Source organism: endosymbiont GvMRE of Glomus versiforme (assembly GCF_003546845.1).
In genome coordinates this window covers 196,452-211,596 of record NZ_NWVA01000002.1, presented here as the reverse complement: position 1 = coordinate 211,596, position 15,145 = coordinate 196,452, and the positions used below count along the sequence as shown (strand labels likewise).

Sequence of the window (15,145 nt, the reverse complement as noted above, 5' to 3'; positions counted from 1 at the left end):
ACGAATTAATAATATGAATGAACCCCACAAAGTAAGGAAATCAAGAGCCTCTTCGCCAGAAAAAGCTAGACAAGCAAGACAACAAGGTTATGATGATGCACTTCTTTTTGCCAAATCAATTGGACTTAGTGAAGATTACAAAAATGACATAAAAGCAAAAAAAGATGTTATTGACCTTTCTGGTGATTCCCATTCTGTCAAAGGCGGACAGAAAAAGTGACAAATTTTTCTGTATGGGTTAAACCGCTTCAAAGAAGATTTTAGAGCAATGAACAGAATAGGAGAACTTTTGATTAATTGCATTAATGCCTTTCCTAAAAGTTTTGATGAGTATCAAAAAAATAAAACAGAGGCGAAAGAAAAAAATACGACCACACATGATTGAACTAGCCGATAAATTACAAAATAAACATCGATTAAAGGTTTTCGTTAACAAGTCAATGTTTAACGGCGGAGAAGTCAATTATTTAACTGTATTCGACAATAACAAATTTCATGTATTTTGAGGCAAAGAAGTGGCACAGATAATGACGGATAATCTTACTGTTTTAAATTCTCAAGCACGACATTCAGATCAATTTCCACAGCAAAAAGTGATACTTAAACATGAAGGAGTAAATCTTGGCGAGATTGAGATGCGAAACGACAGTATTGTTCATTATAGAGAAATCAGATTTAATATGGTGAAGCCAAAAATAATTTTCAAGAAAAATTACAACGATACTGTTATTGTGTATAGTGAAGCAACAAAACGGTTTGGTAGTAGGTGAAAAAGATAATTACCAGCTCAGCAAAAACTTAGTTAGTTGTAAATAATTCTTTATTTTTTAAGTTTTCTTTCATGGTGGCGGGTGAATTATTTTTGCTTGGGTGTGATTTTGCTCTCTTTCTAATTGTTGATAATAATTAATCTTCTGTCATTGCTGGAATTGTTGAGCGGCTTTTTTGATTTCATTGAGGAGGTGATTTAATTGTTTTTGGGTGGTTTCTTTAACTTTTAGGGCTTGCTGATAAGTATTTTGGAGGGTGGTGATAGTTTCAAAAAAAAATTTTTGCAGCGGACATATTAGTTATTTTTACTAGAACCAGGAGGGAAACCTGGTTCTTTTTGAAGAATTTGGGCTTGTTGGTTTACATTGATTACGGTTTGCTGTTGTGTAGGGTGATTCTGGCTTTGACTTGTTTTGTCTACTTCCAGAGAACCAGTTTTTTGATAATCAACCACTAGGTTTTCTAATTTTTTTACATCTTTGATAATTCCTCATCATTTACTTTCTTCTCTATTTTTAGCCAGGTCTAGGGACAACTCTGTTCGCTTCTTTTCATCGGTTAGTTCTTCTAAATCAATTTCTTCATATCCTTCTTCCCCTTTGTTATTTTCATCATAAATTTCTAAAAGTTCTTTTGTTTTTTGCTTGATATTTTTTACAGTTTGGGTTTCTCCCAATTCTGAATCATCATCAATTTTTTTAATTACACCTCCTCAATTTTTGCCAAAATTTTTTCTCAATCTAATTCTTTGGTTTTAATCCGGCGGGCTAGTTCTAAAAGTAATTGTTCGTTAGCAAGAGACTTAATTAATTCCAAACCATCGAGGATTTTTCTTTCTACTTCTTTCAGAGTTTTTGGGTCAAGAGTTCCTAAATGTTTTATTATTCTTTTTTTATCAATATTTTTTACTTGGTCGCACATTATTTTTCCTTTTTCGTTATTGAAATTAGAATAAACTTCTCAACTCTCATAAAAAGGTTTAAGAGTATGAGTAAAAGGAACTACTGTAATCCGACTACTTTTTTGATTTTGGATGTTGTTAGAAATTACTACTGCTGGATGCGGATCTTTAATTTCGGTATTCTTAACAATCTTTTTAAATTTGCCTTTTTTTAGTGGGTCAAAACGAGTTAAGTATACTTCACCACGTTTAACTGCTATTTTTTTGGTGGTTTTTGCTTTAATTGCTACCATTGTTTATTTGGACTTCGTCTTGTTCTTGAATTTCATCTCATTCCGCAATTTCTTTTTTCCTGGTTTCGTCTTTTTCGGCTAATTCTCAATCTTTTGCTAATTTTCCTTGTTTGGCTCGGGTAATTTTTTCGTAATTGTTTGCTAAATGACGAAGGCTATTAATAATAAGAAACTTCTTGACTTCTTTGATTTCATTTTTAATTTCTCTTAATTCTTGAAAAACCCGACTTTCAGTAGCAAATTGTTCGTGGTTATTGGCTTGGGCATTTAATCTTTTGTGGTTGTTCATTTTATTTACCTCTTATTGTTAAGTTTTAGTGAGATTGCTATATAGGTGCTTAGAAATTTCTTTTACCTAAACTTAATTTTATCTCTTTTTACTTACTTTTCAAAAATCTTTACTAGGTTTAAAACTGACTCTATTAGTTGGTTTAGCACTTTTGGCTAATTGCTGTTTTTTGCTTTGGCAGTCTTTACAATTTCTCGTGTCTCGCACTAAATTCTTAAACTTGTCTGATTTAGCAAAAATGGCAATACCTTTTCCCTTATTGGCTTGTTTGAAATCATTAATAGCTTTTTCATGTTTAAAGCAATTCTTACTACCTTTTGGTTTAGTGCTGTTTCTTTGGATAGTGAAATAACCTTTAAAGTTAATGCTTTCTCCCTGAACTAACTTTTGCTGAATAGTTTCTAAAAAAGCATTTAATACTTTTTTGGTGGTATCCTCATTGCCAATTTTACTTTTTTTGTTTACTTCTTTACTTATTTGTTGAATTCCTTGCATAATAGAAGTTTTAGTGATAAAGTATTCTGTGTCTAATCGCCAAGGGTTAACTTTTTGACTCATGTTACAGACAGAAAATAGTAATAATATAGAATTTTACAATAAATTAAAATTGATTTCTATATAAAAATAAACTATCTATGGTTAATGCACAGGAATGATTGGATAAGAATTATCCTAAAGAAGGAAGAAAAAATGTTAGCAAAATGGTTGCTAGAAATCTTAATTTAGAAGGCGGCTTGGATCTAAGTGATTTTGTGAATTTAGAAATACTAGATTGTCTACATAATAAGTTAACTAGTCTGAACATAAGCAAATGTCCTAAGCTTTTTTACCTTCAGTGTGGCATGAATCAAATAACTAGTTTAAGCACGACTAATTTAACTAATCTAACAGAATTTCACTGTTCTGATAATTATTTAACTGAACTAGATTTTTCGCCTTTAAGTATTGATAGGTTAACTGGTTTAAACATCAGTGATAATAATCTTTCGCAACAAGACTTGTCGGTTTTTAGTCGTTTTGTCAATTTAAATCAGTTGTGGGTCGGAGGCATAGATGAAAAAAAACTAAAAAATGGTGTTTATAACCGATTCATTGGCTCCTTAAAACCTCTAAAAAAACTAATCAGTTTGCAGTCGTTAGAGATTGCTAATACAGATATTGATTCAGGATTAGAACACTTGCCAATTAGTGTAAGAGATATTTGGTGTTCTAGCAAAGAAAAGCCTTCAAGCAGAGTGAAAAAGATAGAGCATTTAATAAAAGAATCAGGTAACTTTGTTTTTAGCAGTGACGACCAAGCATACGTAAAAAAATCTGAAGCTCAAAAATGATTAGATAAGAATTATCCTAAAGAGAAAAGATGAAGTGTTGAATACATAGACTTGAGCAATCAAAAGTTAGTAGGTGATTTGGACTTAACTGATTTTTCAAATTTAAAAGGAATAAATATTTATGGCAATCCTCAACTGGGTAAAATAGTAAATAAACCACACATTTTTGTAAGAATAAATGCTCAAGATTGACTCAATTGGAAATATCCTAATAAGCAAGCAGTGAAAAAAATTGTTTCTGAAGATTGAGAGGCAATTCAAGGCGAATTAATTATTGATGACTTTCCTCGATTAGAAGTAATAGAATTAGGAAAAGACTATTTGAAAAACCAGGGAGCTTTAACTCAGTTAAAAGTAAGCAACTGCCCACATTTAAAAAAAATAAAATGTTCTTATAATTGGACTTCACTTGCTCACTTAGAGTTGATTAATTGCCCTAACTTAGAAGAGATTATTTGTCAAAATAATCGACTTAAAGAATTAGACGTTCGAGCTTTTCCGAAGTTAAAAATACTTAATTGTTACCAAAACTTTTTAACCAACCTAGATTTAAGCCAGAATATAAAGTTGAAAGCATTAGATATTAGCCATAATAATTTTGCTGAACAAGATTTATCTTTTATTAATCATTTAGTTAATTTAAAGACATTGCGATTAGGAAGTAAATTTAACAAAGAAAGAATTAATCAGAGCATTTATAATCGTTTCTATGGTAGTTTAGAGCATTTAAAAAACATGAGTGAATTAGAAGAGCTTGACATTGACAATACTGACCTTAACGAAGGAGTAGAACATTTACCTGATAATCTTAGTAAAAAAATTTCCTGTTCTACCGAATACAGACCAGAAAGCAGAGTCAAAGAAATTAAATGACAATTAGATTTATTTACTAACAAAATGCAAAGGAAATGAAAAGATTTGGATTTCTCTTTTGAAGAAATTAAATCTTGAATAGAAGCCGGCTTGGGAGATAATGATTATGATTTTGCTCATTATTTGAAAAACAATAAAAAAATTGAACCTCAAGATATAAAGAATAATTTAATTGAATTGAGAAGTGAATACGATAATTCGCAAGAAAGAAAAGCGGCAAACGAAAACTTTTCCGCTAATGAAGCAGAAAAAATTGAAATTGGCGATTGGAAAAATATTCATCCTGATTTTAGCACTTATTTGAATCTTGGCTTTTTTGGTGTAAAAAAAAACAAGGATTATCAAGAAGATTGAGAAAACTTAGGATTTAATTATCAGCAGACCAAGGGCTGGATTGATAAAGGACTGGAACCTGCTCATTCTAGGTTTGTTTTTTATTTAAAAGTCAAAGGCTATCAATCTTCACAGTTATTAACCAGTGATTTAGCAAAACTGTGACAAGAATATCTTAATCCGCAAGCCTGGCTAAACTTTTGGTACCCAGTTGAAAAAAGAAAAATTAGCACTAAACTAGATCTTAAAAACGAAAGCTTGAAAGGCGATTTGACTCTCGATGATTGAGATAATTTAGTAGAATTAGACTGTTTCAGAAACAATTTTTCTAATGTAACTTTGAGTAATTTACCCGAACTGAAAATTTTGTCTATTCAAGATTGTGAAGCTGACCATTTAACCATTATTAATTGTCCCAATCTTCAAAAAATTGATGTAAGTTATAATTCTCTTACAGATTTGAACTTTATTAATAATTTGAATCCAGAAAAATTGACTAGTTTGGCTATTGGCGACAATCTTTTTCCTGAACGCGATTTGTCTTGCTTTAGTAGATTCAAAAAATTGGAAGAACTTAAGTTGGGCAACGCCAAAGTCTTTAAGTTAAGCAGTGAAAAGCAATCAACAAACTATTTCAACCATTTCTATGGATCTTTAAAGCCCTTACAAAATTTAAACAAATTAACCTATCTAGACATTTCTGATACTGACATTGACTCAGGGTTAGAATACTTACCTGATGGTTTAGATATAGTTAGCTGTAGTGCTTGAGAAGATCAAAAAAACAGAAAAATTAAAGAAGAATTAAAAGACTATTACTTGACAAATAAATTAGTTAATGATTATAATCCTCAAGCCTGAAAAAAAAATCAATCTGTTTTCAAATCAATAGTTGAAAACCTCAGCAAAACTAATCCTAATTTAGATCTTCAAGAATTTCTTCATCAACAAAATATTTTTCTTAATGTAGCAACTGGTACTTTTCAAGGAAATCTTCAAGGTTTAGCCAGTTTGCTTCAAATAGACGAGTCTCTTTTTGAAAAGAAAGAGCGAGAAATCATCCTTTTAGAACTTCGTATCAAAGAATTGACCAGTTTAATCCAAAAGAAAAGAGAAAAGATATTTAATGCTTATCTAAACTTTCTTTCAGAAGGAGAGAAAGATAAGTTAAACAAGTTAATAATTATTTATTTACAATTTATTAAAGCTAAACAACAAAGTCTTCTTTCTTCTGAACTTAAAAGACAGTATCAGGAAGTAATAAAGCAACAACTAAGTCAGAATCAGAGTCAGGAACTTATAAAAGAAGTGCAACAAATTCTTAATAACTGCAAGCAACTAGTAGATTTAGAACTAGAATTAAAAGAAAAACTTAGTAACAAAGCGTTAATTCAAGAAAAAAACCACCCATTTTTGCTAACTGATAATTCACAGGAGGAAAAAAAGGAATCCTTGAGGTTAGTGCCTAATACGCCATTACAATTACTCGGAAAAGAAAGTAAGTTTACAGAAAATTACAATATTGAAGAAATAAATTACAACAAAATATATCTGGAAACGAGTAGTTCTTGAAAAAATAAGTTACCGACAACCGAGGAGTTACCTACTAAACTTTACAATGTTAAAACTGGACAAGTAGAAGAAACTGAAGGACGTAATGATATAAAAGATTATGCCATATTGTCTTATGTTTGGGGTGATCCGACAATGAAAGCTACTCCAGAAATGGAAAATCGTCCTTGATGAAAAAAACAATTAGCAACTGTCTGGAGTAATAAAAATCTGAACAAAGCCATTAAAACTTGTAAACTTCTCAATATTGATTATCTTTGAATGGATCAGTTATGTATCAATCAAAATAATATTGAAGAAAAAAGACGTGAAGTACGCAAAATGAGAGGATATTATAATAATGCAAGTGTTACTTTAGTAGCTATCAATACTAATACAGAAACTATTGAAGAAGAAAATGAAGAAAAACAATTTGATTCTTTAAATTTACTAAAAAAGATAGTTGATTCACAGTGATTTACTAGATCTTGAACTTACCAAGAAGGTTGACTTTCTAAACACACGATTTTTATGTTTGACGATAAATTGATTGACGGTAAAGCTATAGCCGGAATCTGGTCACTTGACCAGCCAACTTATAATTCTCATGAAAAAGACAGAATTTTTGAAGGTTTGCTGGAAGGTTCGCTAAAGATTGCTACTCCAGTGGGTTGAGTATATCATCAGGAAGGATATACTCCAGAAGACAAAGTAAGTCTAAGACTACATGAGATTCTTCGATCTACAAAAAATCGTGGAAGAGCTGTGGCTATAGATAGCATCTATTCTATATTAGGATTATTGCCTTATGGCAGCAAAGTGATACCTAAATATAAAGAAAAACTATGTAAATATTGTAAAAAAAAAGAAAGTGAGTGACGAAAAGCAATAGTTTGTGAACATCATGAAGAGCAAAAGACACAATTTCCCACATATTTCAAAGAAGAGTTAGATGATGCTTTACTTGATGTTATGAAAGTAGCAGTAGAACATGGACATGGCGAGCCTTTATCTTGACATGGAGAAAGCAACAGTTGATTACCGACAGTAAACACAAGTAATGGTTCGATTGAGATAGAAGGAGGAATAAATGTAGATTGCAAAGAAAAAAGTGTAGAATTTTTTTCTGGTGACAATAGTAGTATTAAAATAAGTGGCTCAGAGTATATTGTTTTTTCTTCTCGTGATGATGATGATTGCCCAATTAGTACTGATGAAAAATCAACTGTTGATAGTGGGCTTCATAAGAGAAAATTTTCGGTATTAACTCCAGAGGGAAATAAGAAAAAAATAATCTTATGAGGGGTCTATAAGTCACTTGATGTAACAAAAAATGATTACTTTTTAATAGTGCCTAATAAAAAAGAATGAAAGAGCAACAAACTATTCGCTATTTTAGCGACAAAAGAAGGAGATATCTATCATCGTATAGGTCTAGTAGAATTAGACCAAGAATCAGTCAAAATATTGCAAGGAGCACCAGAAAAGAAAGTAATCATTGGAGAAGCAAATTCAATTATTAAAGAAAAAGGTAAAATTGAAAGTAAAATGCAACAAGAACAAAACAGTCAACAACAGTTCCAAGCGCAAATTCGACAAAAATAGAAATCATCGTGATTTTTAACAAAAAGTAATAAAATTAAATTATCGTGGTGATACAAGCACAAAACTGATTAAACCAAAATTATCCCAAAGAAATAGGAAACCAAATAAAAAACTTATATATTAGAGAAAAAGAATTAGAAGGTCATCTTGATTTAAGAGGTTTCACTAATCTAGAAAAGTTAGATTGCTCTTATAATCAAATCACTAGTTTAGACTTAACTGGCTTGAAGCAATTAAGAACAGTTTATTGTAATAACAATCTCTTGAATAGTTTGGATTATTCTTCTTTAAATCCTAAAAGTTTAACTGGTCTGATTATAGATAACAATAATCTTCCTGAACAAGATCTGGCTGTTTTTAGCCAATTTATTAATTTGGAAGATTTGAGAATTGGTAGTAATGATAAGGAAAAAATTGCCCAGGGAATATACAATCGTTTCTCCGGTTCTTTAAAGTCTTTAAAAAACTTAGCCAATTTAAGAGATCTTGATATTAGCAACACAGATATTAATGGCAACGTTGATTTCCTTCCTGACAGTATTAGACGAGTTTCTTATTCTTCGAAAGAAAGACCGGAAAGCAAATTAAGAGAAATATCCGGACAATTGGACTCTTTTCTTAGTAGTCGAAATTTTAAAGAAAATTGAAAAGACATTCACCCAGAATTCGTCGACAAATTTAAACAAAACCAATGAGAAAAATTAGGCTTCAATTACCAACAAGTTAAAGATTGAATTAAAGTTGGTTTGCAACCTGATGATCATCACTTCGTAGCTCATTTAAGAGCAAAAGGCTATAATCCGCAACAAAACTTGAATTTAGAAGAATTAAAAAAAAAAAGTAGGAATGTCCAAGAATGATTAGAACAAAACTATCCTCTAGAAGAAAGAAGATGACTACGCTGATTAGTTATTGATAGAAGGAGTGGCTTAGAAGGAGGTTTGGTTGTTGAAAATTTTCCTAATTTGGAAATATTAGATTGTTATTGTAATCCACTTACTAGTCTAACACTCAGTAATTTGCCTAAACTTACTAGAGTTAGTTGTCCTGATTCTACAATAAATCAGTTGACTATCAATAATTGTCCAGGAGTTAGTAATTTAAATGTTACTAATAATTCTTTAGTTAGTTTGGATTTTCTCGATAACTTGGATTCTAACAAGTTAGCTTTTTTGTATATTACTAATAATTCTTTTCCTCGACAAGACATAGATATTTTTAGCAAGTTTGTAAATTTAGAGCGTTTTTATTTAGCAAATAATTCTTTTTATGGAAGCTTACAATCTTTGAGAAGTTTAACTAGGCTAAAGAAACTAGGTACCTCTGGAACAGAAATAAGTGGTGGGTATGAATATTTGCCTAATAATTGCGAGTTTACTTTAGACTTAAAAGAAAAAACTACGGATCTTAAACCAGTAGGTTTGTGAGGAAGTCTGTCAAAAAATGAAGAAAATGTTGTCACTTATTATGATTTGCAGTATTGAAAAGAAAACCAACCCCCTTACAAGTTGCTAAAAGAAACCTTGGAAAAAATTGATCCTAGCCAAAATATTTGAGATTTCTTGGGTCGACGTGGTATCTTTTTTAATGTTCGAACTGGTACTTTTGAAGGCGATCTTCAATTTTTAGCTTCTTCATTAAAGACTGAAACTATTCTTAAAGATCAGGAAAAAAAGATTGATTACTTGGAGTCTCGGGTTCAAGAACTAACTGAGGCAAGCAAGAAGCAAAAGGATAAGATCATTGCTTCTCTTTTACAAGTTTTTCCTGAAAAAGAATTATTGCAAGAACTAATCAAAATTCATTTAGAATTTACCAAAGCAAAAAAACAAAAACGACCAGTAATAAAATTAAGAAAGCAAAAAGAGGAGGTTTATAGTGAGTTAGAAAAGAAATTGGAGAACAGTGAAGAAACAATGGAAAAAATAGAAGCTATTCTAACTGATTGCGAAGAGTTAGTAGCCCAAGAATTAGAATTGGAAGCTAAACTTGATAACAAAACTTCATTAATCGAAAGCCAAAAGCAAATTTTATCGGAGACACCTAATAACAAAGAAAAAGAACAAAAAGTTCACCAATTAGAACTAGAACTAGTCAAAGTAAAAGCCGAACTAGATGCTAAAAAAGAAGAAAACAATCGCCTCTGAGAACAATTGAATAAGCCAACTATTAATATCGTTAATGTTAATCAATTAGCAACTGGTGATAATTCCTCTTTCAGCAATCAAGTCATTACTAATTATCAAACTAAATATATCCAAAATTATCAACAACTAGCTGAGGAAACAGGAAAAGAAATTGAGTTCCTTGACATTAAAGAAATTACTCCTCAGGAAAAACAAGTAATTAATAAAACTATTATTTTTTTAGGAACCAAAGAACTTTTTATCAATTATCGACAAGAAGTTATTAATCATTTAATTGATTCCTATTGCAAGTTGGCTGGGAAGAATAATTCAACTAAATTTGTTACCTTTAATAGCATGATGGGTATTACTAGCAAATTAACTAATGTCATTCCTGGTGGCGGAGTAGTTGAAACCCCTCTAGGAATTTTAGGAGATACCATTAATTTAGCAGGAACTGTTATTCAAGAAAAGAATTTAAAAAAGTGTCTCAAGAAGTTTCAAGAAGTCTTTGATAAAGATAAAGAAAGTTTGTCTTTATTTGACGAAAGTTATCGCTCACTAATTCAAACCATTTGGTCAGGTAATGAGCAAGGAGAAATAACTAGAAACATTATTGATACCTTTCGGTTAGATAAGACTCAGTTAAGGTCTTTTAGTGATAATTATAATGTTTTCAAGGTTGGTGAAGTTTGAGAGAAAAATCTTCCTAATCTTAATTTAGAAGAGTTAAAAGCCTTTCTAGAAAAGATTGATAGCAGTTTAAGTGATTTTCGGCAAAAATTTCAGCAACAGAAAAAGAACTTAGCTGAGAAATCTTGATTTAAAGCAGTAGAATCACAAACTGATTTGTTGCAAAATCAACAACAAGCTCAAATTCTCCAACCAGCTTACGGCATTCCTGGTCCCTCTAAATAAACTATTTCCTTTTCCTACTAACTTCTTTCAACTTCATCAACAATCCCCCAATACTTACTAAACTCACCACTAATAAACTAATTAAAATAATTCTTTCTTTATTTACTGTTGTTGCTGGTGGAGCCAATTCAGTTGTTTCTTTATTAACGCTTTGATTAAGATTAATATTTTTCTCTAAATGCTTTTGTATAGCACTATTTCTTAATTGAGCCAATTGTTGATAACTAGTAGCATGTTGAATTTGTTCTCTAACTTCTTTACTTAAACTGATGCCTAGTTGTTTTTCTAAACTTGCTAATTCAATTTCTTTAATAGTATCTAAACTTTCTTCAAAAGAAGTATTAGTTAATTCTTGACTGGCTAATTCTCTTTCTAGTTTAGTAATAGTTGCTTGACTTTGCTCTAAACCTTTTTCTAATTCTTCTGCTTTGCTATCGTCTGCTCAATAAGTTGGTGGTTTATTAATTAACTCTTGAATTTTGCTAATAGTTTCTTTTAAAGTTAGTTCTTTTAAGCCTAATTTTAAGTCTTGGTTAAGTTGATTAATGATTTGGCTTTCTTGTTCTTTAAGAGCTTGGTCTTTTTCGGCTTTAAGTTGGTTTAATTCTTGGTTAAGATTATCCTTTTCTTGGTAAGCCTTATCTCTTTGTTCTATAATTTGACTGTAATCGTCATGGGGATAAGGACAATCAGGGGCATTTGCTACGGGACAAACATGATTATTAATTTGAGTTTGTAAGTTATTGCTGTGATTTTGTTCATCTTGTAATTGTTCTTCTAAGATTTTAGTAGTACCTTTATTGAGAAGTTTATTGACAAAGTGTTGTAGTGCTATCCCTCCGGCTTCAAAGGCTAATCGGATTAAATTATCCTTGGTAGTTTGTCAGTCTTTTGCTTTTTGATTCTGGATAATATTGTCTAAATCTTGGGTTAATTTATCTAATCTTTTTTCAAAAGCATTTTTTCTTTCTTTGGTTAATGACTGGTTAAGATTACTATTCTCTTTTTCTAATCGTTCAATAGTTTCAGCATTATCTTTAATTAACTGGCTTTTTTCTGCTAACTCTAACTGGCTATTCTGATAATTATTTCTAGTTTGGCGGTATTTATTATCTAATGTCTTTATTTGAGAAGTTAAAGTTTGTTTTTGGTCTTTTGCTTCTTGCTGTAAAAATCCAATAATCATTTCTAATTCTTCTTTATCAAATTGTAAGTCTCCCAACTTTTCCTCTAAATCAGTAATATTTTTTTCTTGTTCGGTTTTAAGTTCGGTTAGTTGAATGTTTTGATTTTGGCTTTGAGTTAATTGCTCTTGGGTTTCAGTTAAATTATTTTTTGTATCAGTAAGATTAGCCTGTAATTGCTGAATAGTTGACTCTTTTTGCTGGTTAATAGCAGTTTGGTTTTGGAGTTTGTTATCTTTTTCTTCTAATATTCTTTGCTTTTCTTTTAAAGCATTTTGCTTATCCTCAATTTCTTTTTGAAAGCTAGTTGTGGACTTTTGATTTTCTTGGATAGTTTTTTGGAGTTCCTTTTGCTTCGCTGAAAGTTCCTGCTCTTGGACTTTTAACTTATTCTCAACTTGCTTTTTATCAGTTTCAAGACTAGTTAAATCTCCTGTTAACTGCTCAATTTTATTTTGCTTTTCATTTAATTCTTGGTAAGTTTTCGTAAGTTTTCCTTCACGGTTTTTTAAATCTTTTTGTAAGTTAACTATTTTTGAGTTAAGGTTTTCCTTTTCTCATTGGTTTTCTTCCAAGGAAGTTTCTAAATCATTAATCTTGTCTTCTTGCTGGCGATTTGTTTTTTCATAGTCGGCTTTTAAGTTGATAATCTTATTTGCTAATTTTTGTTTTTTATCCTTATAATCTGAGGCTTGATTGGCTAATTTGGTTTCTAAATCTTTAACTTTTCGGTTGTTTTCTAGGGTGGTTAGAGTAATTTTGCCTTGTAGTTCGCTAATAGTTTGGTTTAATTGTTGGTTATCTTTTCCTAAACCTGCTAGTTGGTTTTCCAGTTGAGTTTTGTCTTTTTGGTGTTTTTCTAGTTGGTTAATTTGTTCTTGGTTTTCTTTTTGGCTGGTTGCTAGTTTAGCATTTAAATTAGCAAGGTCTTTTTCTTTATCTTTTGCTTGGTTTTGATAGTCAGTAATAGATTGATTGAGGTTGCGGTTTTCTTGCTGTAAATCAGCAAGGGATTTTAAAGTATTAGTTAATTCGTCAGTTTTTTTTTGAAAAGCAAGTTGATTGGTCTCGGCTTTTTCCTTTCAAGTAGTTAATTGCGTAGTTAAGTTTTCTTGCTCTTTTTGGGCTTTTATTTTGGCGGTGTTTAATTCAGTTGTTAAGTTTTTGATACTTTGCTCTTTTTGGGCTTCTACCTTTTCATAATCAGAGATTTTATTATTGAGTTTTTTGATTTTGTCATAATTCTTTTGTCTTTCTGTATTAAGTTCACTAACTCCTTTTAGCAAGCGTTCTTTATCAGTTTTGGCTTGGTTTAAATTGTTTTTGCTTTGAGTAAGATTGCTTTGAAGTTTGCTAATAACCTGCTCTTTATCTTGGATTTGTTTATTTAATTTCTTTTCGGTATCTTGGAAGTTTTGATTAGAATTATTTTGACTGGTTACCAATTGGTCTTTAAAATCTTTAATTTTTTGTTGGTGAGTTTCTTTTTGGTTGGTTAATTGCTCTTCTAAACTGGCTACTTTTTGCTGGGTTTGGTTTAATTTATTTTCCAAATCCTCTATTACTAAATCATTTTGGTTATTTTCCTCGGCTTCTTCTTTTTGTCTCTTAACAATGGCTAATTCATTCTCTATTTGTTTAATTTGAGCCACTAATTTCATGGCTTTATGGTCTTTATTAAAATTGGCTTGGTAGAGAGCATTAATTGCTTGGGACAGCCTTTGATTTTCGGCTTGGGCTTGGTTAAAATTAGTTTGGAGTTGGTGGAATTCTTGGGGATTAAAATTAACTGGACAGTATGGAAATGATGAATCTTGATAAAGAGCCAAAGAATTATTGGAATTTTGTCCTTCTTGATAGCCAGCCGTATATCCTGCCCCAGTTAATCCTAGCGCTATCGTAGTGGCTTCAAGCGGGTGTCTAACTCCTCTTTTTAAATATCTGAAACCCTTATCAATAACCTTTCCGGATTGTCTAAGTCCTTTTTTAGCATAAGTGGTTCAAGATTGTTCTCTCTCTCTCTCTCTCTCTCTCTCTCTTGTATTATCAACAATTTCCCCAGTTTCTGTTTCTTTTTTCTCTCCCAAAAGTTCTGTGGTGTTGCGAGCATCCGTTTTGACAGTATTAAAAGCATTTAAAATGAAATCTCCCGCTGATTTGTAATATTCTAGTTCCTCGGGGTTTATTTGTGGGTCATTCTCAATGTTATCTAATCAGTTAAGGAAATTTTCTTTATTTTCCAAGAATTTGGCTAACTCTGTTTCTAATATTTGTGATTGTTTCTCTACATTTTCAATTAGGTTAGTCAAATAATTTATGTGTTCGGTATCATCTTTTAATTTTGCTTCGTCAAGTTCCAAATGTTTTTGTTTTTCGTCAAGTTTTTTTTTTGCTTCTGTTAGTGAGTTTTCAAGTTCAGTTTTGCTTTGAGCGAGTGCGTTAACATTATCTTCTAATTCTGTTTTGGTTTTTTCTAAGGTTTGTTTTTCAGAAATAAGTTGTTGGGTTGCTCTTTCAAGAGTTTGCATTTTTTCATTTAATTCATTAACTTCAATTTCAGCCTGGTTTTTTACTTTATTTACATATTCATTTCTTCTTTTGTCAATAATTCTTTGATATTCTCCTGCTCTTCGGCTAAGAAAGTTAGTCGGTCGTTGTTTTTGGGAAGAAAAAATTGCTCCTGTCCAACCATTTTTTTTGAAATAAGAGTCCCAAATTTTATTTAAAATATAGAAGGCATATTCTTCTATTTGCTTAACTGTTTTATCATCAGAAAATAATTCTTTTTCTCAAATACTCCTTGGATAATTCAGTAATATATATTCCCGAGTTATTTTTAAATCATTTAGAGTGAACTCTATTTCTTCTTTTCAAAAATTTGCTATTTCATTCATATTAAACCTCTTTATTTATAGTTTTTAAGTTTTTAATAGATTTGTGTGTGTGTGTGTGTGTGTGTGTGTGTGCTTC

At 30.9% G+C, this 15,145-nt stretch carries 9 protein-coding genes; 4 read left to right on the top strand and 5 right to left on the bottom strand.

Annotated elements, in window-relative coordinates:
- The first annotated feature begins 13 nt into the window (after window positions 1–13).
- Both GvMRE_RS04635 and GvMRE_RS04630 read left to right on the top strand, forming a co-directional pair.
- The gene (locus GvMRE_RS04635; protein ID WP_147410103.1) at window positions 14–397 is read left to right on the top strand and encodes a hypothetical protein; all 384 of its coding nucleotides are present in this window, start codon (window positions 14–16) and stop codon (window positions 395–397) included.
- Window positions 378–779 (top strand): hypothetical protein, encoded by a 402-nt coding sequence (locus GvMRE_RS04630; protein ID WP_147410102.1) that lies wholly within the window; start codon window positions 378–380, stop codon window positions 777–779. Before GvMRE_RS04635 ends, GvMRE_RS04630 begins: the two co-directional genes overlap by 20 nt.
- Before the next feature lie 287 nt (window positions 780–1,066).
- On the opposite strand, the gene GvMRE_RS04625 is transcribed toward GvMRE_RS04630, so the two are convergent.
- From GvMRE_RS04625 to GvMRE_RS04610, 4 genes are all read right to left on the bottom strand, one after another.
- Window positions 1,067–1,510 (bottom strand): hypothetical protein, encoded by a 444-nt coding sequence (locus tag GvMRE_RS04625; RefSeq protein ID WP_147410101.1) that lies wholly within the window; start codon window positions 1,508–1,510, stop codon window positions 1,067–1,069.
- Entirely contained in the window at window positions 1,474–1,965 is a 492-nt protein-coding gene (locus GvMRE_RS04620; protein WP_147410100.1) for a type II toxin-antitoxin system PemK/MazF family toxin, read from the bottom strand. The genes GvMRE_RS04625 and GvMRE_RS04620 overlap by 37 nt, the downstream gene beginning before the upstream one ends.
- The gene (locus GvMRE_RS04615; RefSeq protein WP_147410099.1) at window positions 1,952–2,254 is read right to left on the bottom strand and encodes a hypothetical protein; all 303 of its coding nucleotides are present in this window, start codon (window positions 2,252–2,254) and stop codon (window positions 1,952–1,954) included. The genes GvMRE_RS04620 and GvMRE_RS04615 overlap by 14 nt, the downstream gene beginning before the upstream one ends.
- 78 nt (window positions 2,255–2,332) lie before the next feature.
- Entirely contained in the window at window positions 2,333–2,749 is a 417-nt protein-coding gene (locus tag GvMRE_RS04610; protein ID WP_172575260.1) for an HU family DNA-binding protein, read from the bottom strand.
- A gap of 140 nt (window positions 2,750–2,889) precedes the next feature.
- Between GvMRE_RS04610 and GvMRE_RS04605 the strand changes: the two genes are divergently transcribed.
- Together GvMRE_RS04605 and GvMRE_RS04600 are read left to right on the top strand one after the other, a co-directional pair.
- A complete protein-coding gene (locus tag GvMRE_RS04605) occupies window positions 2,890–7,947 on the top strand; it encodes an HET domain-containing protein (RefSeq protein ID WP_147410097.1) in 5,058 nt (1,685 codons plus the stop codon).
- A 44-nt stretch (window positions 7,948–7,991) separates the two neighbouring features.
- Window positions 7,992–10,991, top strand: coding sequence for a leucine-rich repeat domain-containing protein (locus tag GvMRE_RS04600; protein WP_172575259.1), 3,000 nt, complete (start codon window positions 7,992–7,994; stop codon window positions 10,989–10,991).
- A 1-nt stretch (window position 10,992) separates the two neighbouring features.
- On the opposite strand, the gene GvMRE_RS04595 is transcribed toward GvMRE_RS04600, so the two are convergent.
- Window positions 10,993–15,069: a hypothetical protein gene (locus tag GvMRE_RS04595; RefSeq protein ID WP_147410095.1), complete on the bottom strand. Its 4,077-nt coding sequence runs from the start codon at window positions 15,067–15,069 to the stop codon at window positions 10,993–10,995.
- Window positions 15,070–15,145: the final 76 nt, after the last annotated feature.